Consider the following 21022-nt stretch of genomic DNA (forward strand, 5'->3'; position numbering starts at 1 on the left):
CAATGCCAATGTGCCGAACCGCCGCCGCTTCTACCGTTGATACCAGTTCGCGTGAGGTGCGTGATCAACCGGGTGGGAGTTCCAGTGCAGACTCAGGAGAGCGGTCAGCAGGCAGTGGCCGTCCGGCTGGAAGCGGTCGAGAAGATCTACGGCAAAGGCGACAACGAGGTGGCCGCGCTCAAGAGACTGAGCATGACCTTCGATACCGGCAGCTTCACGGCCGTGATGGGACCCTCGGGATCGGGCAAGAGCACTTTCCTGCACTGCGCCGCCGGTCTGGTCCAGCCCACTTCGGGCAAGGTGCTGATCGGTGACACCAACCTCGCGGACCTGGACGAGGTGCGGCTCACCAAGCTGCGCCGCGACCGGATCGGCTTCATCTTCCAGTCGTTCAACCTGCTTCCGGCCCTGACGGTGATGCAGAACATCGTGCTGCCGCTCCAGCTGGCCGGCAAGCGTCCGAACAAGAGCCAGATCCTGATGGTGGTCAACCGGGTCGGTCTGGCCGACCGGCTCGACCACCTGCCCGGCCAGCTCTCCGGCGGCCAGCAGCAGCGCGTGGCGATCGCGCGCGCCTTGGTGACCCGGCCCGCCGTGGTCTTCGCCGACGAGCCGACCGGCGCCCTGGACACCCGTACCGCCGCGGCCGTGCTCGGCCTGCTGCGCGAGTCGGTGACCGCCGGCGGGCAGACCCTGGTCATGGTCACCCACGACCCGGTGGCCGCCTCCTACGCCGACCGCGTGGTCTTCCTCGCGGACGGCCGCTTCGTCGGCGAGCTGTACCAGCCGACCGCCGAGGCCGTCGCCGCGCGGATGACCCGGCTCGGCGCCTGGGACGACGAGAACTTCGAGCCCTCCTCCACCCTGTCGGGGGGTGGCCGCTGATGCTGCTGCTGGCTCTGCGCACACTGAAGTTCCGTAAGACCGGGTTCATCGCCACCTTCGTGGCGATGTTCCTGGGCGCCGCGATCGTGATGGCCTGCGGTGGCCTGATGGAGACCGGCGTCCGGATGGCGGCCCCGCCGCAGCGCCTGGTCGGGGTGCCGATCGTGGTGACCGGTCAGCAGACCTACGACGACACCGCGCTGACCGAGCGCAACCGGATCGACCCGAGTGTGCTCGACACGGTCAAGGCGGTTCCCGGCGTCGGCAGCGCGATCACCGACCTGTCCTTCCCCGCGACCGTGGTGGTGGGCGGCAAGGCGGTCGACGCCGGCTCGAAGGGCCACAACTGGTCCAGCGCCGGGCTGACCCCGTTCACGCTGACCCAGGGCGTGGCCCCGGGCAACGGCCAGGTGGTCCTCGACGCGAAGCTGTCGGCCGATTCGGGCGCCGGGGTCGGCTCCAGCGTGCAGCTGACCGTGCACGGCGCTGCCCGGACCTTCACGGTCTCCGGCATCGCCCACCAGACCACCGGCGAGACGATCCAGCCGAGCCTGTTCTTCTCCGACGCCCAGGCGCAGCAACTGGCCGGTTCCGAGGGAAAGTTCGACTCCATCGGGGTGCAGCCGGCGGCCGGTGCCGACATCGCGACGCTGGAGCAGGCCGTGAGTTCGGCGGTCAGCGGCAAGGCGATGGTGCTCACCGGCGAGCGGCGTGGCCTGGCCGACCTGCCGGGCACGCTCTCCAGCCAGCAGACCGTGACCATCCTGGCGGCGATCTTCGGCAGCTGGGCGGTCCTGATCGTGATGTTCGGTGTCGCCTCCACGCTCGGGCTCTCGCTCCAGCAGCGGGCGCACGAGATGGCCCTGCTGCGGGCGATCGGCACCACCTCCCGGCAGGTGCGCCGGATGATCCTCGGTGAGACCGCCGTGCTGTCGGTGCTCGCCACCGCCCTGGCGATCGCCCCCGGCTTCGTTGTCGGCAAGCTGCTGTACGGGCAGCTGACCGGCAACGGCGTGGTGTCCAAGGAGATCATCTTCCACGAGGGCTGGATCCCGATCACGGTCGGCGCCTTCGCGGCGATCGCGGCCGCCATGGGCGCGGCGCTGTTCGCGGGGCGCAAGGCGGCGAAGACCAAGCCGGTCGCGGCGCTGGCCGAGAGCACCCTGCAGACCAAGTGGCTCACCACCACCCGGCTGCTGCTGGCGCTGTTCTTCATGCTCAACGGCGTCACGCTGTCGGTCGTCACGGCCACGGTGATGACCGACGGTCCGACCCTGGCGAGCACCGCGGGACCGGCCTCGGTCCTGTTCGCGATCGGCGTGGCGCTGCTCGCCCCGGGGATCACCAAGGCGATCGTGGTGGCGCTCCGTTGGCCCGTCCGCGCGTTCTCCGGACTGTCCGGGTACATGGCGCTGCGCAACGCCACCACCAACAACGTCCGCATGGCGGGCGCGGTGGCCCCGATCATCCTGCTGATCGGCATCGCCAACGGCACCCTGTACATGCAGGCCACCGAGGACACCGTCTCCGCCAAGAGCTACGAGAACAACGTGCTGGCCGACTACGTGCTGGACTCCTCGACCGGCGGCTTCGCGCCGGGCGTGGCCGGCTCGGTCCGCTCCATCCCGGGCGTGTCCGGCGTCTCCGAACTGGTCAGCTCCATCGGCTTCGTGGACGCCGCAGGCAGCGGCAACACCATGGACCTGCGCGGCGTATCGGCCAACGGCGTCCAGCAGACCATCGCGCTCGACTCGCTGAACGGGCCGATCGGCGACCTGAAGGGCAACACGGTTGCCCTGTCGGACAAGCAGGCGAAGGACTTCGGCGTCCGTATCGGGGACAACCTGAAGATCCACTTCGGTGACGGTACGGCCGCCGACCCCAAGGTCGTGGCCACCTACGCCGACAACCCCCAGGAGCAGTACCTCCTGCTGCCCTCCGACGTGCTGGCCCCGCACACCACCACCGGCCTGCCGACCAAGATCCTGGTCAAGGCGGACGGCAGCGCCGACCACGCCCGGATCCAGTCCCGCCTCGACGGCGTGGCGGCCACGGTGCCCGGCACCGCGATCGCCGACCGTTCCACGCTGACCAGCTCCAACAACCAGATCCAGCAGATCCTGGTCTCCTCGAACTACACCATCGTCGCCATGATCGTCGGCTACGCGGCGATCACCGTGATCAACAGCCTGGTGGCGGTGACCCGCAAGCGCCAGGGTGAGTTCGGCCTCCAGCGCCTGACCGGCTCCACCAAGGCCCAGGTGCTGGGCATGCTGAGCGTCGAAGGCGCCCTGGTCGCCGTCATCGCCACCATCCTGGGCACCATCTCCTCGGCGACCACGATCGTCCCGTACAGCCTGGTGAAGGCCGACTCGATCCTGCCGAAGGGCTCGATCGGCATCTACCTCGCGATCATCGGCGGCGCGCTCGCTCTGATCTTCGGCGCGACCCTGTTCCCCTCCTGGAGGGGCATGCGGACGCCGCCGATCGAAACGGCCAGGTCTCCCGCCTGACCGGCACGCCGGGGCCGCTCTTCCGTCACCCCCGGACGGAGGAGCGGCCCCGCAGCCGTTTTCCGGCCAGCCGCCGGCCGGTCAACTCGTCACGGCTCGTTGAGTTTTAGTAACGTGGCGCTGATCGGAAAAACCCGCGAGCACGACCGACAGGTACGTCCTGTACGTACTTGTCGGACAGGCTCGCGGGATCGGCGCTGTCACGGATGGACGATCGCTCAGGTGTACTTCGCTTACCGCCCTTCCTTCGACCCATCCATCGACCGGGCCGCGGATCCGGTGGCTTCGCCCATGTCCCGCCGGGCCTTATCCCTCTGCGCGGGCCCGAGCGAGACCTGGTGAACATCAGGAACGGCCTGCACGAGTTCCCCGCCCGACTCCGCCGGGCCGGCGGCGACCTGGTGGTCGGGGTGCTGATCGCGCTGGGCGCCATGCTCTCGGTCTGCCTGTTCCTGATCACCGCCTATTTCGTGATCCTCTTCGTCATCGGTATCGGCGCGGTGATGCTGCCGATCGTGACCAAGTGGGTCCGCTGGCTGTGCAACGCCAACCGGCGGGTGGCCGCCCGATCGGGAATCGAGATCGCCGTTCCCTACCGGCCGGAGCCCCAGGAGTTCGAGAAGGACATCGTCGGCTGGATTCGCCGCTGCAAATGGATTCTGACCGATCCGGCGAGCTGGCGGGACCTGCTCTGGCTGCTGCTCAACTCGGTCGTCGGCATGATCGGTTTCCTGCCCGCCGCGGTGCTCTACTACGTCCTCGAAGGGTTCGCGCTGGCCTGCGGCCTGTGGCGGCCCATCCTGCGGGCGCAGGGCACCGGGCGCGAGTACTTCTTCGTCCCGATCCAGAGCCAACCCACCGCCGCCCTGGGCGCGCTGGCGGCAGCGGCGCTCTTCGTCGTCTGGGTGTGGTACAGCCCGGTCTTCCTCACCGCGCACGCGTACTTCACCCGCCTGCTGCTCGGCCCCACCGAGCGCTCCCAACTCACCGTCCGGGTCCAGCACCTGGCCGAGACCCGATCCGGTGCCCTGGACGCGGCGGCCGCCGAACTGCGCCGGATCGAACGCGACCTGCACGACGGTGCCCAGGCCAGGCTGGTCAGCCTCGGCATGACCCTCGGGGCGCTCGAACGCCACCTCGGCAGCGAATCGGACGAGGCCCGCAGGCTGCTGCGCGACGCCCGCACCTCCTCCATCTCGGCCCTGCGTGAGCTGCGCGACCTGGTGCGCGGCATCCACCCGCCGATCCTCGCCGAACGCGGCCTGGCCGACGCGCTGCGCGCACTCGGCCTGGCCAGCCCGCTCCGGGTCGAGGTGACGGTGAGCATCCCGGGCGAGATGCCGCCACCGCTCGAATCCGCCCTGTACTTCGCGGTGTCCGAGCTGCTGGCCAACGCCCTGAAGTACTCCGGCGCCGAGCACGTCGAGGTCAGCGCCTGGCACGACGGCGCCGTGCTGCACGCCCGGGTCACCGACGACGGCCGCGGCGGTGCCGACGCCACCAAGGGAACCGGTCTGCACGGCATCCGGCGGCGGCTGGCGACCTTCGACGGAACCCTCGACATCAGTAGCCCGCTGGGCGGTCCGACCGCAATCAAGATGGAGATACCGTGCGTGTTGTCCTCGCTGAAGACCTCTTCCTCCTGAGGCAGGGGCTGATCCAACTCCTGGACGCCTACGGCTTCGAGACCGTGGCGGCCGTCGACAACGGTCCCGACCTGCTCGAAGCCGCCGCCAGGCATCGTCCCGACATCCTGATCGTCGACGTCCGGCTGCCGCCGACCTTCACCACCGAAGGCCTCAAGGCCGCCCTGCAGGCCAGGCGTGAGATCCCCAAACTCCCGATCCTCGTGCTCTCCCAGCACGTCGAGCAGATGTACGCCAGGGAGCTGCTCGCCGACGGCACCGGCGGCATCGGCTACCTGCTCAAGGACAGCGTCTTCGACAACGAGCAGTTCATCGACGCGATCCGCCGGGTTGCCGCCGGCGGTACCGCCATGGACCCCTCCGTGGTCTCCCAACTGATGGTGAGCCACGCGCGCGACGAACCGCTCGCCGCACTCACGGCACGAGAGCGCAGCGTCCTGGAGCTGATGGCCGAGGGCTGCTCCAACACCGCCATCGCACAACGCCTCGTCATCACCGAGGGTTCGGCGGCCAAGCACATCTCGAACATCTTCGTCAAGCTCATGCTGCCCCCGGACAGCGACAGCAACCGGCGCGTCCTGGCGGTCCTCGCCTACCTCAACGCCTGAGTGGACGCACGAGGCCCTGTCCGGCCGGTCGCGCCGGGCGATCGCGTCGGACAGGGCCCGGGTAGCGACATGAACACCGGCTGTACGTAGGGGAGGGTAAGGGGTACTCGAGCCGGGTGCGAGGTTCTAGCGTCCGGAGGGAGCCGAGCGAGGCGGAGCACCACATCCTTCGGGTGCCGACACTGCCACGCGCGGCTATCAGCACGCCACTTGGCCAAGCGCGGTCTTGTTGACCGAGCCATAAAAAGAGCGTGATCAATTTTGAGTACTCAATCCGGTGGTAGCTCAATGCCAAGGTCACCGCAAGCCCACACCCCCTCCGCGGCCCAGCCCTACGCTCGTGACGTATCGCCCATGGAGTGGGTGTTCCTGGGCATGGGGCCGGGCCACTGCGTGGCCCATGTGGTCGAAGGCGAAGGAGAACTGACGTTCAATCAGCTGACCCGGGCGGTCGAGGTCGCCGCGCGGGCGTCCCCCGGGATGCGGCTGGTCCGCCAGGGCAAGCGCTGGGTGGACGGTGGGACGGCGCCGTCCGTGGTGGTGCTCGACGCCGCCGGCGGCCTGCTCGACTCGCCCGCCCTGCAGCGCCCGCTGGGCGCGAGAGGCCGGACCTGCGAGGTGCTGCTGGTGCCCGGAACACGTTCCACCGTGGTGTTCCGCGCCTTCCACGGCATCACCGACGGGCGCGGCCTGCTGCAGTGGGCGGGCGACGTGTTCCGGGTGCTGCGCGGCGAGGAGCCGTTGGGCGCGGACTCCCGGCTCAACGACAGCGAGCTGATCCTGGGGCTCGACCGGCAAGGTGGCCTGCCGCCGGCCCAGCCCAACCCGAAGCTGGAGTGGCCGCCGCTGCTCGGTCGCCGCTCACCGGGCTCCTCCGGCGTGCTCTGGCGCCGCCGTACCGTCGACGGCCGCCACCCGGCGGCGACGGCCAAGGTGGCCGCGGCCCTGGCGCGGACGTACGGCTCCGGGCGCGGACGGTTCTTCGTCCCCGTCGACCTGCGCCGGCACCGTCCGGAGCTGCGCTCCACGGCCTCGCTGGCCCGTGCGGTGCAGCTGCAGGTCGAGGTCGGCGACGGCTGGCAGGAGGTGCAGCAGCGGCTGCTCACCCTGCTCGCCGCGGACGCGGAGCTGGCCCCGCAGTTCGCCGACTCGATCCTGCGCACGCCGCTGCCGGTGATGCGCCTCGTCAACGCCGGGATCGACTACCTCGCGGCCAGGAAGAACCAGTACAACAGCCTGGCCTACGTCTCCCACGCGGGCAACGTCGCACTGGCCGACTTCTGCGCCGGGGACTTCCAGGCGGATGCGGTCTATCCGCTGGGCACCACAGGACCTGGCGGCCCGCTCGAGGTCAACCTGCTGGAGAGCGCGGGCCGCACCGGGATCACCGTGGCCTGGCACAACGGCCCCGGCCTGGCGAAGCGGGCCGAAGCCGTGCTGGACACCATCGAGGAAGCACTCTCCCCGCGCGAGCACCGGCAGTGGGAGGGAAACCGCACCGAGCGCCCACTGCCCTCCCAGCGCTCGGTGGTCGAACTCTTCCGGGAGCAGGTCGAGCGCACGCCGGAGCGGATCGCGCTCAGCGGCCCCGAGGGCGAGGTCAGCTACGCGCAACTGAGCCGCCGCGCGGACGCGGTCGCCGCCGAGCTGCGCGCGCGGGGCGTCGGCCCCGGCGACGTGGTCGGGCTGCTCGCGGGCCGCACGGCGGCCGCGATTGCCGCGGTGTGGGGCGTGCTGCGGGCCGGGGCCTGCTACCTCCCGCTGGACGCCCGGCACCCGGACGCGCGCATCTCCGGCCTACTGGCCGACGCCGACTGCACCTACTGCCTGGTGGAGAAGCCCTACGACACCCGCGAGTGCGTCAAGTCGGGCTGCAAGCCGCTGATCCTGGACGACCTCGCCGTGGACGGCGCCGCGCCCCAGGACTGGCAGGACGTCGTCGTCGCCCCCGAGGACCTGGCCTACACCATCTACACCTCGGGCTCGACCGGGCGGCCGAAGGGCGTGCAGATCGAGCACCGGAACCTGGTCAACTACGTCCACTGGGGGATCCGCGCCTTCGACGTGGACGCCGACACCCGGCTGCCGCTGCTGACCTCGCCCTCCTTCGACGTCACGGGCACCTCCGTCTTCCTGCCGCTGCTGGCGGGCGGCCAGGTGATCCTGATGCCGGAGGACCCCAACCACCTCTCGTTGCGCCGACTCCTGGAGGAGTCGGGCGCCAACGCGCTCAACCTGACCCCCTCCCACCTCGACCTGATCGGACAGCTCGACCTGTCACCCACCGGGTACCGCACGGTGATCGTGATCGGCGAGCAGCTGCGGGTGGAGGTCGCCGCCCGAGCCCAGCAGATGTTCGGGCCCAACTGCCGGATCATCAACGAGTACGGGCCGACCGAGGCCACCATCGGGTGCATCGCGCACACCTTCGATGCTGAACTGGACGGCGGCATCGCCGTGGTGCCGATCGGGCTGCCCGCGGACAACACCACGGTGCACCTGCTCGACCCGGACGGCCGGTTCGTCGCCCCCGGCGAGACCGGCGAGATGTACCTGGGTGGCGTACAGGTCGCTCGCGGCTACCTCGGCCGCCCCGAGCTCACCCGCGAGCGCTTCGTCCACCTCGCCGACGGCAGCCGCGTCTACCGCACCGGCGATCTGGCACGGATCCTGCCGTCGGGCGAGATCGAGTGCGTGGGACGGGTCGACGACCAGGTCAAGGTGCGCGGTCACCGGGTGGAGCCGGCCGAGGTGGCCCAGGCCCTGGAGGAGCACCCGGCCGTGGACCGGGCCGTGGTGGTCGCCCGTAGCCGGGCCGGGCAGTCGGGCAAGGGCCTGTACGGCTACGCCCTGACCAACTCGGCGGTCGCACCGGATGAGTTGACCGAGCACCTGGCTGCGGTGCTGCCCTCGTACATGGTCCCCGCCGCCATCATGACGGTGTCGGAACTGCCCTACACGGTGAGCGGCAAGGTCGACACGAAGGCCCTGCCCGATCCGTTCGCCGACGATTCGCCCACCGGCGCGGCGCCGCTCACCCCGATGGACCCGACCGAGGAGGCGGTGGCCGACATCTGGGCACGCACCCTGGGGACGGAGCGTTCCCGGCTGGAGGCCCAGTCCGACTTCCACCACCTCGGCGGGGACTCCGTGTCGCTGCTCGGCATGCTCGCGGCCGTCTGCCGCGAGGTGCTGACCTCGGACCAGGAGGCCGCCTTCATGGCCGAGTTGCCCGAGATCCTCGCCGAGCCCACCGTGGAACGCGTAGCCGCCCTGGCCCGCGACGCCCGCGGCTAGGCCTACCGCGGACCGGCGCCGTCCGGCCCCCGGGGACAGGTCTGCGGTGCCCTTGCCGAAAGACTCATCCGCCCTGCTCGGGCCACATGCTGGTACTCGTGGAGGAGGCCGCCGAGTCGGTCGCGCCTGCTACGGGTTCGGGCCGGTGCCCGGGTGTTGCTGCTCAAGGCCTTCGCCTCCGGGTGCGCGGCGCTCACCGGTGTGGTGGCGATCGTCCATGGGATCGCGTTGGGACGCTCAGCACGGCGCACTTTCGCCGCTCCGCTTCCGGCTGACGCTGACGCGGGCCTGAACAGCGCAAACACTGATGGTCGACGAGGGTCTCCGCCCTTGTCGACCATCAGTGTTCAATGGCGGCTGGTGGCCTGAGCCAGAGATCCGGTGGCAGTTGGCGGCGACTTTGTCGAGGATCTCGTCGGTCACCGGCAATGGAAGGATCTTCCATCCAGGGCAACCCATGCCCATCAAGCGACAAATCTCCGACTCAGGTCACTGGCTAGTAGGTGCCCCACTCCCGGTCGGTGGAGACGATCTCGCGGCCGAGTGGCATCAGCGAGATCGGGATCATCTTGAGGTTGGCCCACCCGAAGGGGATCCCGATGACCGACAGGAACAGCGGGATGCTGGTGGCCAGGTGCGCGATGGCCAGCCACCACCCGGCGAAGACGAACCAGATCACGTTGCCGATGCAGGAAGCGGCCCCGGCGTCCCGGCGTTCGACGGTGGTCCGCCCGAACGGCCACAGTATGAAGCCGGCGATCCGAAATGAAGCAATGCCAAATGGAATGGTAATGACGAGTAGACAGCAGATAATTCCGGCAAGCACGTAGGCGAGAGCCATCCAAATGCCACAGAAAACCAACCAGATGACATTGAGGATGAACTTTATTGCACTCATGCTTGCTACCTTCTCACGGCTGATGGCGTTGCACTACGACCGTGCCATGCCCGCTGGCGAGCGTGTCTACCCCCCCTAGGGGTTGTTCCTCAGGGATCGCTCCGGGTCGCAGCCTCGGATAGGGACTCCTTCAACCTCAATGCCCGCCAAGGAGGGCCAGGTGCGAGGCGGCCGACTTCGAAAGACTGTCGAGTATTGACTTCCCCTTCGTGGCGGTGTCGAGCGACGGAGTATCGATGATGCCGTTGGTCGTGCATCTGGCCATACCCAGGGTGAGCGGAGGGTCCCCGACGACCAGCTGGTGCGCGGCGTGGCTGCGATGGTGCCACACCGGCGAGGTGCGGAAGAACCGTCGACCCGCAGCACGTCAACGCTCCACCGGTGGCGGTGGGGGTGAACTCCGAAACGGACTCCGAGATCGTCCGTTACGCCGCTCGCGAGGCCGAATTGCGCCGCGCGCCCGTTCACTTGCTCCACGTGGTCGACCCGGCCACACCGGCCCCCGGTCAAGGCGGGACCGGGCAGGTGCAGGAGATCGCGGCCGCCGTTCTCGCCCCACACGCCGCACTGATCCGGACGGAGTTCCCGCAGCTCGACGTCATGGTGGAACCGGTACTCGGACGGCCGTCCGCCGAGCTGACCGACCGCTCCGGCGGCTACTCCCTGATCGTGCTCGGCCACCGCCGCCGCGGCAGGTTCCCTAGGCCACCGCTGAGCTCGGTCGCCCGGCAGGTGGCGACCCGCGCCGACTGCCCCGTCATGGTGATACGGGCCCTGCCTGCTGACGAGCACGGCCCGGTCGCGGTCGGCTTCGCGCTTCCCGACGGCTCGCGGGCCGCCCTGCGGTTCGCCGCCTGTGAAGCGGGGCTTCGCGGGGAATCGTTGGAGATCGTCCACGCCGACCACCGCCCGCAGCCGCTCACCCTCGGCCGCGCGCCGCCCGGACAGGTCGACCAGAGCGGCATCGTGCGCGCCGGGCGCCGTGTCCTCGAAGGAGAAGCAGCCCTGCCGCACCCCCGCCATCCGGGCCTGCGGACTGCCGTCCGCATCGAGCACGGCTACCCCGTACCGGTCCTGCTGGACACTACCCGGCACGCCGCCCTGCTCGTGATCGGCTCCCACCACCGGACGCCGCTGCCACGGGTGCTGCTCGGATCGCTGACGGGAGAAGTCCTGCGCCGGGCCTCCTGCCCCGTCGCGGTCGTCCCAACCGCCGGCACTGCCTGACCGCCGGCCCGCTGTGGCGAGCCCCGAACCCCCTTGGGCGGCCGCTCACTCCGGGGACGTGTCCTCCCGAGGCTGGACGTGTGCTGCTCAACAGGACGTTCGGGCGGCCTCCGCAGTAGGACCCGCACGGTTCAGGCACGAAGTGCGCCCGCAGAGTTCACTCGCCCGGGCGGCTCCTGCTGGCCGCCCAGCACGTGCCCGGGGTGCCATGGACGGGCGGGCCGGTGCGCAGGTAGGGGCGTGACGGGTCCGCTCCAGCCCTGCTCCCGGACACGATGCGAGCGACGAAGGGCCACGTGTTGTTCGAGATGATCCCCGAACACGATCCGGCTGCGCCGGAGTCGGTGATGGTGTGGCACGCCCGGGAGGCGAGGTCGTGGCCCTGTGCGGCCGAGCCCTGCCACCGGGCCGACCGGCGGCGGCGAAGGCCGCAGACGCCGAGACCGACCGATACTGCGCGCCGTGCTTGAACGCGGTGAGCCGGGCTATGGCCCAGCGCACTGCCCCGTAAGTGCGCGACCTGGCCAAGCGGATCCGGGCAAGGCCAGATGGCCGACGCGCAGGGCCGTTCGGCCCTGGTGCCGCGGTGCGGTGCGGGTAGCGTGGGAGGAGGCCTGCAGGGCGAGCGAGGGAGTTCGGTCGGAGCGGCTTCGGGTGGTCAACTGCGCTGTTCGGGGCCGATCTCGACGGTCGGGCTGAGAGGCCGGAAGGGTGTCGACGAGCCCCCGACGGCGACCTCCACTACCTGATCCGGGCAATTCCGGCGCAGGGAGCCCACCTTGCAGGTTCCACCCTGGGGAAGGGAAAGGCCCGTGCCGCGCCCGCGCCACCTGGGCGGCGAGTTGGGCCTCCAGGTGGCGGCAGCGCCGTCGTGGTCGACGAGCAGGTAGTCGCCGTGGCCGGTCGGGTCGATGAGGGCGGGCAGGTTGCCGACACGATAGGCGACGACCGGGGTGCCGACGCTCATTGCCTCCAGCGCCACCAGGCCGAAGGTCTCCTTGTGGCTGGGGACGATCACCACGGCGGCCTGGGCGAGCCAGGGCAGCACCTCGTCCCAGGCCAGAGCCCCGCGCAGACGGACGCCCGGAGTACGGGCCGCCGCCTGGTGACAGTGCTTGAGGAGCTCGGACTGTGAGCCCGCACTGGCCTCGAATCCGGCTTCGGCGAGGGCCACTTCGACCGGCCGGTCCCAGCCGGCGGCGGCCTCCAGCAGATCGAGCACGCCCTTCTCCGGCCCGAGCCGTGCGAGAACGCGCACCGGGCCGCTGCGGCGCAGCTGCTCGCGGCGGGACGGCGTGGGCGGGGCCACAGAGGCGTCGGCCAGGAGTGCGTTGGGGACGACACGGAGGTTGCGCGGGCCCCAGCCGGCCAGCTTGTCGCGGACGACCGTGGAGGGCACGAGGACGCACGTGGCGTGGGCGGCGAGCGCACGGCGGACGTGGGTCTGTACAGCGCGGCGCCGCGCGCCGCGCGCCGCGCGCCGATGACCGTACAGACCCGGGCGGTGGGGAGCATCGGCGTTCCAGTGGTCAGGCCGTCGATCCGTTCGGAGCCGACGGCGGTCCCCCGGATGTCCTTGTCCTTGGTGATCACCGTCAGAGGGCGGGCCAGCCCTGCCCGGAGCCCGCTCATGAACATCCTCGCCGTCAGCGGGCCTCGCGGCAGGAGCCGGTGGGGGTGCAGAGGGCGATGGAGAGGGGCCGGCCGGTCGGGGGGATCCGGTAGTGGTATTCGGCGAAGGTGACGAGGTCGCCGGCACCGAGGTCGATGGTGCTGTGGTGGACGGGGCTGACGATGTGGGCGGTGTCGCCGGAGACGGTGATGTCGTCCACCTGGCCGCGGTAGGCCGTGAAGGCGTAGGCGTCCACGCCTGCCGTGGTGTCGGTCGGCATGGGGGTGCGGGGGATGAGGTCCTTGATGGCGGTGAACCAGATGGTCGTGGGTGCCTCGCCCGCGTGGTTGATGATGGCGTAGCAGACGTCGAGGTTGTCCACCAGCCAGAACGCCATCGCCCGGTACTGGCCGGCGGTGTCGAGGACCACCAGGGTCGGTCGGGTCGGCTTCGGGCACTGGGGTGGTGTGTTGAGCGAGGCGATGAGGTCCACGATCCACTGCGCGGACGGCGGGGCGGGTTCGGGGAGAAGGACCGGGTGGCGGAACGGGCCGGGGGCGGGGATCGGTTCGCACGCAGCGGCCGCGGTCAGGGCCGTCACCAGTGCCGCCGTCGAACAGAGCGCACCGAAGCTGCGTTTCATCGTTTCTCCCCGGAACGACGGGTGCGCCCCAGGATGCGCCCCCGACTCGGGCGGCGGCAAGACTCCGGGCGCGGGCCGCGCCCGGAGTCCGGTGCTGCGTCAGGAGGGGCGGGGGAGGTAGGCGAGGCCGTGGGCGCCGGGCTCGGCGAGCTTGGGGAGGGTGAGGCGGGAGACGGGGGTGAGGGTGTCGAGGTCGATGATGTCGACGGTGGAGGAGACGACGCTGGAGACGTAGGCGAGGCGGCCGTCGGGGGAGGAGGTGATGGTGAGGGGGAAGAGGCCGATGTCGACGGAGCCGAGCTGCCGGTGGGTGTCGGCGGAGAAGACGGTGAGGAGCCCTGGGGCCTGGCGGCCGAGGGGGAGTCGGGGGCGGAGTCGGGTTTCGCGGCGAAGCCGAGGTAGGGGGCGGCGACGTAGGCGCGGGTGCCGTCGTGGGAGACGGCGAGGCCCTCGCTGCCGGGGACCTCGGGAGGCGGCGGAGTGACACGGCGGAGGGGGCGGCGGGGAACGGCAAGGGGCGCGGTGCGGGCCCCACCGTCCGTACCGCGCCCCTCAGTTGAGCTGTGTCACCGGCGCAGCGGGCCCTCGCAGGTGTAGTCGGCGGTGCCCGCCTTGCCGTTGGTCCAGACGTCGACCTTGCCGAAGGTGCAGTTCATGTCGTTGAGGTTGTTGGCGTCCTCCACGTCCTTGGTGCGGCTGAGGATGAAGTAGTCCACGGTGTCGGACATGTCCTTGAAGACCTTGTCCGGGTTGGCGGAGTCGGAGAGGTTGGCGGTGATCCTGCCGGTGCAGATGAAGCGCATCGGCTTGTTGGCCCAGTCCCCGTTGTCCTTGCAGTTCGGCGTGGCGCCGGTGGCGCCGGCGAACGCGTTCTGGACGTCGGCGGCCTCGGCGAGGTCCAGCGAGCCGTTGCCGATGAAGGAGGTCGACGGCACGTACAGGTTGTCGACGTTCTTGATCTGCGCGTCCAGGAAGGCGTAGTACTCGGTCTGCAGGGCGGCGTCGGCGCCCATCCGGTCGCGCCAGGCGTCGAAGCCGGCCGGGTTGTCGGCGCGCTGGTAGCCGTACATCTCGCGGATCAGCGAGGGGTGCTTCTGCCAGAGGAACTCGAAGAAGGTGCCGGCGTAGTTGTAGAAGTGGAACGCCGGGGTGTCGTTGTAACTGGAGTGCAGGATCTGGGCGATGGTCATCCGGGGGATGCCGGCGGCCTCGTCCGAGGCGAGCTTGCGGACCAGCGACTTGCGCACCAGGATGCCCTGGTCGCGGGTGGAGCCGTCGAAGAACTCGGCGGTGCCCTCGTCCATCGCGGTGGTCTTGTCGTTGGCGTACCAGCGCTGGTCGCCGAAGTAACCCGGCACCGCCCAGCGGCCGTTGAGGTAGTGCACGTACTCGTGGCGGAACAGTTCCTCCAGCGTGAGGGTGGAGTCCTGCGGGACGCGCCGCTGGTAGGTGTAGAAGGTGGCGCCGCGCTCGATGTAGATGCCGCCGTTGTTGGTGCTGTAGCCGGTGAGGATCGGGTGGTACACCTCGTAGTCGGCGCGCGAGGCGTACAGGTGGATGTGCAGGGTGGTGTTGATGTCGTCGGCGAGCGGCTGGTCGGTGCCGAGGACGCGGAAGTACTGGCTCTTCACCTGCTTGCTGGCGTAGTACATCTGGTCGACGGTGGCCTTGTCGAGGGCGGTGCGGACCTCGACGGCGCCGTTGTCGTAGGTGTACGTGTGCGGGAAGAGCCTGGCCTCCAGGTCGGATATGCAGACGCCGTACTGCTGGCAGACGCCGTAGGTGTTGGCCCAGCCGATGGCCTTGGCCCACGGGTCGGACCACTCGCCGAAGGCGGTCCTGGTGGCGTCGATCAGCGGGCCGAGGTCGGCGACGGTGGCGTCGTGCAGGGCCGGGACCTGGCCGAAGCGGCCGTACTCGCCGACGGCGTCGCGGGCGGCCCAGGCGTTCTGGGTGCCCTTGAGGTGGCTCCAGGAGGCGTACGCGCGGAACGCGGCCCGGTAGTCGGCGTCGGAGGCGACGGCGGCGAGGAAGGCCGGGTCCTGGTTGTAGATCCCCAGGTAGTTGAGGTTGAGCGCCTGCAGGACGGCGTTGCCCCAGTGGGTGTTGTCGGCGAGGGCGGTACCGGGGGCGAGCACGGCGAGGATGCGCTTGGCGAGGCCCAGGTTGTGCTGGCGCAGGCCGTCGGCGCCGGCGGTGATGGCGGTCTCGCGCAGGATGTCGGCGGCCAGGTCGGTGCCGTCGAAGGCGTGCGCGCTGCCCGCGTACGTCGTGACGGCCTGCTGGATCGCGGCGAGCGTGGCCGGGTCGCCGACGTTCAGCTCGTGGTGGCCGAAGGCGTGGTAGACGGTCGCGTGCAGGTACGTCCAGAGCTCGTAGAGGTGGGAGGCCCCGGTGCCGTCGTCGGTGGCGGACAGCTGGGTGATCCGGTGGGCGACGGCCTGGACGTGGGCGTTGTCCATGGTGGTGGTGAACCGGGCGTCCCAGGTCCAGATGACCGAGCGCAGGCAGCCGTCGGCGGTGACGGCCGGGTCGGCGAGGAAGGCGACCAGCTGGTCCGGGTTGAGGCCGGTGAAGCCGTCGGCGGTGCAGGGCACCCCGGCGCTGGTGCGGGGTGCGGTGCTGGCGGGGGTGACGGCGAACTGGTCGGCGGTCGGGGCGGGCGCGCCGACGCGGTCGGGCAGCAGACCGGGGATCAGGGTGCTGCCGAGCGAGCCGCCGCCGGGGGCCGGGGCGGGGGCGCCGGGCTTGGCGGCGGCGGTGCCGAGGTGGTCGGCGTCGTCGTAGGCGGTGCGCTGGTCGGGGTCGGGCTGGGCGGGCGCGGCCTGGGCGGGCGTGCTCCGGGCGGGTCCGGCCTTGGTGGCCGTCGCGGACGGGGCGGGGGTGGGTGCGGCGGCCTGGGCGCTCTGCAGGGTGGGCAGCGTGAGGGTCGCGGCGGTCGCGGCGGCGAGCAGGACTCGCTTGGCAACGCGGGAAGTTGACACCGATTCTCCTGGAGGGGGAAGTGGCAGGGCGGTGTGAGGCGGCAGTGCGGTGGGTTTTCGGCTCGGTACTGCCGGGGGAGACCGGGGCGGACGCTGTGGGGTCGGCCGTCCTCGGGTGAGCCGTAACATAGCAATGTGAAATTGCACCTGCCAAGAGGGTGAACAGGGTTGACCCCGGCTCGGCGTCCAGTCGCAGTTCGGGATACCCTGCGGGGGTACACGGCAGCCGGAGACGGTCGGGAGGCGGACCATGGCGCGGCAGCGGCCGAACGGTGCGCCGGTTCCGTCGGTGCTGCGTCTGCTGCTCCTCGCCGCCCTGCTGTTGGGCGTCGTGACGATGCACACCCTCGGCCACCCGACCGGCGGCCACAGCGGCCACGGCGGTCACGGAGCCGAGGTGGCGGCGGTCCAGCAGATGCGGGAGCACCACGCGGCGGCCGTCCCGATGACACCCGCGAGCTTGACCGCCGCCCCCGCCGCGGCCGACGGCATGGACCCGATGACGGTCTGTCTCGCCGTCCTGGCCGGCTGGACCCTGGTGCTCCTGATCGCCGGCCCGCTGCTGCGCCGCAGTGGCGACGCCGCCGCCGAGGTGCGGGCCCGGCTGCTCCGGGCCGTCCGCGCGCTGCCGCCGCCCGAAGGCGGGCGGATGCTCCTCAACCGGCTGTCGGTGCTGCGTCAGTAGGCGCGCGCCCGCCGCTCCGTGCCCGCGCGCACTTCCTCGCGCCCGCGTACGGAACGGCCGACGCGACCTCCCGTACGCCCACTCCACCGCACGAGGTGCACTCCGTCATGCGCACTCCCACCCGTCGTACCGTCCTCGGCGCCGCGCTCGCCGCCGCCGGGACCGGCCTGCTCGCCGCCTGCTCCTCCGACTCGATGAAGGGCATGGACCACTCGTCCATGAACCACTCCTCGACGAACGGCACCGGCACCCCGGCCGCCGCCCCCGCCGGCTTCGTCGCGCCCAACGGCCCCGAGGTCGCCGCCGCCGAGGCCGGGCGCAAGCCCGGACCCGAGCGCAAGGTCGCGCTCACCGCCACCGAGACCACCCTCGACCTGGGCGGACGCACCGTCCGCAGCTGGGCGTACGGCGACCGGCTGCCCGGCCAGGAGGTGCGCGCCACCCTCGGCGACACGCTCGCCGTCACCCTCGCCAACCACCTGCCGCAGTCCACCTCCCTGCACTGGCACGGCCTCGCGCTGCGCAACGACATGGACGGCGTGCCGGGCGTGACCCAGGCCGACGTCAAGCCCGGCGCCTCCTTCGACTACCGCTTCGCGCTCGCCCACCCGGGCACCTACTGGTTCCACCCGCACTCCGGCGTCCAGCAGGACCGCGGCCTGTACGCGCCGCTGATCGTCGAGGACCCGAAGGAGCCACTGCGCTACGACAAGGAGTGGGTCGTCGTCCTGGACGACTGGGTGGACGGCGTCGACGGCAGCACCCCGGACGCCGTCCTCGCCGAACTCGCCAAGGGCATGGGCGGGACGGACCACTCCGGCCACGACATGTCAGGGATGCCCGGCACGGACATGGGCGGCATGGGCGGCATGGGCGGCATGAGTGGTACGGGCGGCACGGGCGGCACCCCCACCGGATCCACCGGCCCGTCCCGGATGCTGATGGGTGCCCGGAGCCCGCTGCTCGGCGGCGACGCGGGCGACGTCGCCCACCCGTTGCACCTGGTCAACGGCCGCCTGGCGAGCGCCCCCGAGACCTTCACCGCCAAGCCCGGCGACCGGATCCGGATCCGCCTGATCAATGCGGGCGGCGACACCGCCTACCGGGTCGCCCTCGGCGGTCACGACCTGACGGTCACCCACACCGACGGCTTCCCGGTCGAACCGGCCACCACCCAGGCGCTGCTGCTGGGCATGGGCGAGCGCTACGACGTCCTGGTCACCGCCAAGGACGGCGTCTTCCCACTCACCGCGCTCGCCGAGGGCAAGAACGCCGCCGCCCTGGCCGTGCTGCGCACCGGCGGCGGCGCCGCGCCCGACGCCGGGACGCGCCCGGCCGAGCTGGACGGCAGGCTGCTGACCGCCGCGCAGCTCAAGGCCGACGCGAGCGTGCGGCTGCCCGCCAAGGCGCCGGACCGGACGGTGAAGCTGGAGCTCACCGGCGGCATGGCGAAGGCCGACTGGGCGTTCAACGGCCGCAGGTACGACCCCTCGCAGCGCTACCCGGTGGCGGCGGGGGAGCGGGTGCGGCTGGAGTTCCGCAACAGCACCGACATGTGGCACCCGGTCCACCTGCACGGACACACCTTCGCGCTGGGCGGCGACGGCCCGCGCAAGGACACCGCGATCGTGCTGCCGGGCACGACCCTGGCCGTGGACTTCGACGCCGACAACCCGGGTCTGTGGATGGTGCACTGCCACAACGTCTACCACTCGGAGGCCGGAATGATGACCGTCCTCGGTTACCAGGCGTAACCCCGGTCCACGTTCTGAGACGCCGGGCCGGGGGCCACCCCCTCGCCCGGGTCCACGTTCTGAGACGCCGGGGTGGGGGTCGTCTCCCCCGCCCCGGCACCCGTCCCGCCGCACCATGCCACCCGCCCCGACCTGCGCATCCATGACGTTTTCTTAACGCGGGCCGATGACGTCTCCTTAACGGCTGTCGCATAGCCTGGCGCACTGCCGTCGCCCGACGGCGCTTTTACGGGGTCTTTAAACAAGAGGTGCAAGGTGGTTTCGTCGGGTTCGACGGAGACGGCGACGGAGGATCCGTCGTCGGCTCGAATACGGTTCCGCAGCTGGCTGCTGGAGGACATGTCCCCGGACAAGTCCGCCCAGAAGGCCGGCACGGAGGCATCGGAAGGCGGTGCGGAGCCGGGGGACTCCGCCGCCGAGCACGGTGCGCACGCCGGCCAGCCCTGGTGGCGCGTGATGTGCCTGACCGGCCTGGACTACTTCTCCACGCTCGGTTACCAGCCGGGCATCGCCGCCCTCGCGGCCGGCCTGCTGTCGCCGATCGCCACGATCGTGCTCGTGCTCGTCACCCTGCTGGGCGCGCTGCCGGTCTACCGGCGGGTCGCCCAGGAGAGCCCGCGCGGCGAGGGCTCGATCGCGATGCTGGAGCGGTTGCTGTCGTTCTGGAAGGGCAAGCTGTTCGTCCTCGCCCTGCTCGGCTTCGCGGCGACGGACTTCATCATCACGATCACGCTCTCGGCCGCCGACGCCAGCGCGCACCTGGTCGAGAACCCGCACCTGACCAGCGTGCTCGGCGGCAAGCAGATGATCATCACGCTGATCCTGGTCGCCCTGCTCGGCGCGGTCTTCCTCAAGGGCTTCAGCGAGGCCATCGGCCTGGCCGTGGCGCTCGTCGCGGTCTACCTGACGCTCAACGTGGTCGTCGTCGCGGTCGGCATCTGGAAGATCATCCAGGCGCCGCACGTCGTCGCGGACTGGTCCAACGCGCTGACCGCCGAGCACGGCAACGTGTTCGTCATGATCGGCGTCTCGCTCGTCGTCTTCCCGAAGCTCGCGCTCGGCATGTCCGGTTTCGAGACCGGTGTCGCCGTGATGCCGCACATCAAGGGCGACGCCGGCGACACCGCCGCGAACCCGGCCGGCCGGATCCGCGGCACCCGCAAGCTGCTCACCACCGCCGCCGTGATCATGAGCGCCTTCCTGATCGCCACCAGCTTCATCTGCACGCTGCTCATCCCGGCCAAGGAGTTCGAGGACGGCGGCCAGGCCAACGGCCGCGCCCTCGCCTACCTGGCGCACCAGTACCTGGGCGGTGCCTTCGGCAGCGTCTACGACCTGTCGACCATCGCGATCCTGTGGTTCGCCGGCGCCTCCGCCATGGCGGGCATGCTCAACCTGCTGCCCCGCTACCTGCCGCGCTACGGCATGGCCCCGCACTGGGCCCGCGCCGTCCGCCCGATGGTGATCGTCCTGACGATCGTCGGCTTCCTGATCACCTGGCTGTTCGACGCGAACGTCGACGCCCAGGGCGGCGCCTACGCCACCGGCGTGCTGGTCCTGATCAGCTCGGCGGCCATCGCCGTCACCATCGCCGCCTACAAGAAGCGCCAGCGCGGCTGGACCATCGCCTTCGGGATCATCGCGGCGGTCTTCCTCTACACCACCGTGCTGAACACCATGGAGCGCCCGGACGGTGTCAAGATCGGTGCCTGCTTCATCGCCGGCATCATCCTGGTCTCGCTGCTCTCCCGTCTGAAGCGCGCCTTCGAGCTGCGGGTCACGGACGTCGTGCTGGACGACACGGCCGAGCGCTTCATCCGCGACTACGCCCACCGCCCGCTGCGCCTGATCGCCAACGAGCCGACCCACCGGGACGTCGCCGAGTACCGCGACAAGATCCGGCAGATCCGCGCCGACAACGACATCCCGGGCGAGGACGACCTGGTCTTCGTCGAGGTGACGGTCCGCGACGCGTCGGACTTCGAGTCCGAGCTGACCGTGCGCGGCGAGGTGCTGCACAACCGCTACCGGGTGCTCGCCCTGGAGAGCTCCAGCATCCCGAACGCGATCGCCGCGCTGGCGCTCACCGTCCGGGACCGCACCGGGCAGCGGCCGCACCTGTACTTCGAGTGGACCGAGGGCAACCCCTTCGCCCAGTTCCTGCGGTTCTTCCTGTTCGGCCAGGGCGAGGTCGCGCCGGTCACCCGTGAGGTGCTGCGCGAGGCGGAGCCGGACCGGACCAAGCGTCCACGCGTCCACGTCGGCTGACC

At 70.8% G+C, this 21022-nt stretch carries 13 protein-coding genes, 1 pseudogene and 1 riboswitch; of the genes and pseudogenes, 10 read left to right on the forward strand and 4 right to left on the reverse strand.

Going from position 1 to position 21022, the window contains the following annotated elements; translation table 11 throughout:
* Positions 1-84: 84 nt before the first annotated feature.
* The 5 genes from ACIRYZ_RS07040 (at position 85) to ACIRYZ_RS07060 (ending at position 8949) form a co-directional block, all read left to right on the forward strand.
* Entirely contained in the window at positions 85-885 is an 801-nt protein-coding gene (locus ACIRYZ_RS07040; protein ID WP_393026817.1) for an ABC transporter ATP-binding protein, read from the forward strand.
* Entirely contained in the window at positions 885-3398 is a 2514-nt protein-coding gene (locus ACIRYZ_RS07045) for an ABC transporter permease (RefSeq protein WP_402940627.1), read from the forward strand. Before ACIRYZ_RS07040 ends, ACIRYZ_RS07045 begins: the two co-directional genes overlap by 1 nt.
* Before the next feature lie 338 nt (positions 3399-3736).
* Positions 3737-5044 (forward strand): sensor histidine kinase, encoded by a 1308-nt coding sequence (locus ACIRYZ_RS07050; protein WP_402940629.1) that lies wholly within the window; start codon positions 3737-3739, stop codon positions 5042-5044.
* Entirely contained in the window at positions 5008-5652 is a 645-nt protein-coding gene (locus ACIRYZ_RS07055; protein WP_393026808.1) for a response regulator, read from the forward strand. Before ACIRYZ_RS07050 ends, ACIRYZ_RS07055 begins: the two co-directional genes overlap by 37 nt.
* A gap of 354 nt (positions 5653-6006) precedes the next feature.
* Complete coding sequence (locus tag ACIRYZ_RS07060) at positions 6007-8949, forward strand: amino acid adenylation domain-containing protein (protein ID WP_402940632.1); 2943 nt, start codon at positions 6007-6009, stop codon at positions 8947-8949.
* 496 nt (positions 8950-9445) lie between these two features.
* On the opposite strand, the gene ACIRYZ_RS07065 is transcribed toward ACIRYZ_RS07060, so the two are convergent.
* Positions 9446-9847, reverse strand: coding sequence for a YccF domain-containing protein (locus ACIRYZ_RS07065; protein ID WP_402940635.1), 402 nt, complete (start codon positions 9845-9847; stop codon positions 9446-9448).
* A gap of 393 nt (positions 9848-10240) precedes the next feature.
* Here ACIRYZ_RS07065 and ACIRYZ_RS07070 point away from each other — a divergent pair, with 393 nt between their 5' ends.
* On the forward strand, positions 10241-11074 hold the full coding sequence (locus tag ACIRYZ_RS07070) for a universal stress protein (protein WP_402940638.1): 834 nt from the start codon (positions 10241-10243) through the stop codon (positions 11072-11074).
* A gap of 617 nt (positions 11075-11691) precedes the next feature.
* Positions 11692-11863: riboswitch (TPP riboswitch) on the forward strand.
* 91 nt (positions 11864-11954) lie between these two features.
* Here ACIRYZ_RS07070 and ACIRYZ_RS07075 read toward each other — a convergent pair.
* Both ACIRYZ_RS07075 and ACIRYZ_RS07080 read right to left on the reverse strand, forming a co-directional pair.
* Positions 11955-12833 (reverse strand): annotated as a pseudogene (locus tag ACIRYZ_RS07075) (glycosyltransferase family 4 protein); the annotation flags it as partial.
* On the reverse strand, positions 12721-13329 hold the full coding sequence (locus ACIRYZ_RS07080; protein WP_402940641.1) for a hypothetical protein: 609 nt from the start codon (positions 13327-13329) through the stop codon (positions 12721-12723). The gene ACIRYZ_RS07080 and the pseudogene ACIRYZ_RS07075, both read right to left, overlap by 113 nt.
* Positions 13330-13458: 129 nt before the next feature.
* On the opposite strand from ACIRYZ_RS07080, the gene ACIRYZ_RS07085 reads away from it, so the two are divergent.
* Positions 13459-13731, forward strand: coding sequence for a hypothetical protein (locus tag ACIRYZ_RS07085; RefSeq protein WP_402940644.1), 273 nt, complete (start codon positions 13459-13461; stop codon positions 13729-13731).
* A 164-nt stretch (positions 13732-13895) separates the two neighbouring features.
* Here the strand turns inward: ACIRYZ_RS07085 and ACIRYZ_RS07090 are convergent, their stop codons facing one another.
* A complete protein-coding gene (locus ACIRYZ_RS07090) occupies positions 13896-16313 on the reverse strand; it encodes a collagenase (RefSeq protein ID WP_402940647.1) in 2418 nt (805 codons plus the stop codon).
* A gap of 250 nt (positions 16314-16563) precedes the next feature.
* Between ACIRYZ_RS07090 and ACIRYZ_RS07095 the strand changes: the two genes are divergently transcribed.
* The 3 genes from ACIRYZ_RS07095 to ACIRYZ_RS07105 all read left to right on the forward strand — a co-directional run bounded on the left by ACIRYZ_RS07095 (position 16564) and on the right by ACIRYZ_RS07105 (position 21020).
* Positions 16564-16998 carry a DUF6153 family protein gene (locus ACIRYZ_RS07095; RefSeq protein WP_402940650.1) on the forward strand — a complete coding sequence of 145 codons (435 nt, stop codon included), beginning with the start codon at positions 16564-16566 and terminating at the stop codon, positions 16996-16998.
* Positions 16999-17105: 107 nt separating this feature from the next.
* On the forward strand, positions 17106-18752 hold the full coding sequence (locus ACIRYZ_RS07100) for a multicopper oxidase family protein (protein ID WP_402940653.1): 1647 nt from the start codon (positions 17106-17108) through the stop codon (positions 18750-18752).
* Positions 18753-19091: 339 nt separating this feature from the next.
* Positions 19092-21020 (forward strand): amino acid transporter, encoded by a 1929-nt coding sequence (locus tag ACIRYZ_RS07105; RefSeq protein ID WP_402940656.1) that lies wholly within the window; start codon positions 19092-19094, stop codon positions 21018-21020.
* Positions 21021-21022: the final 2 nt, after the last annotated feature.

It is taken from the genome of Kitasatospora sp. NPDC101155 (assembly GCF_044768305.1).
GTDB lineage: Bacteria > Actinomycetota > Actinomycetes > Streptomycetales > Streptomycetaceae > Kitasatospora.

Excerpts from the sequence above, each read along its gene's own strand:
- ACIRYZ_RS07100 (WP_402940653.1), top strand. The coding sequence starts at position 17,106 with ATGCGCACTCCCACCCGTCGTACCGTCCTCGGCGCCGCGCTCGCCGCC.
- ACIRYZ_RS07105 (WP_402940656.1), top strand. The coding sequence starts at position 19,092 with ATGTCCCCGGACAAGTCCGCCCAGAAGGCCGGCACGGAGGCATCGGAA.
- ACIRYZ_RS07060 (WP_402940632.1), top strand. The coding sequence starts at position 6,007 with ATGGAGTGGGTGTTCCTGGGCATGGGGCCGGGCCACTGCGTGGCCCAT.
- ACIRYZ_RS07045 (WP_402940627.1), top strand. The coding sequence starts at position 885 with ATGCTGCTGCTGGCTCTGCGCACACTGAAGTTCCGTAAGACCGGGTTC.
- ACIRYZ_RS07065 (WP_402940635.1), bottom strand. The coding sequence starts at position 9,847 with ATGAGTGCAATAAAGTTCATCCTCAATGTCATCTGGTTGGTTTTCTGT.
- ACIRYZ_RS07095 (WP_402940650.1), top strand. The coding sequence starts at position 16,564 with ATGGCGCGGCAGCGGCCGAACGGTGCGCCGGTTCCGTCGGTGCTGCGT.
- ACIRYZ_RS07080 (WP_402940641.1), bottom strand. The coding sequence starts at position 13,329 with ATGAAACGCAGCTTCGGTGCGCTCTGTTCGACGGCGGCACTGGTGACG.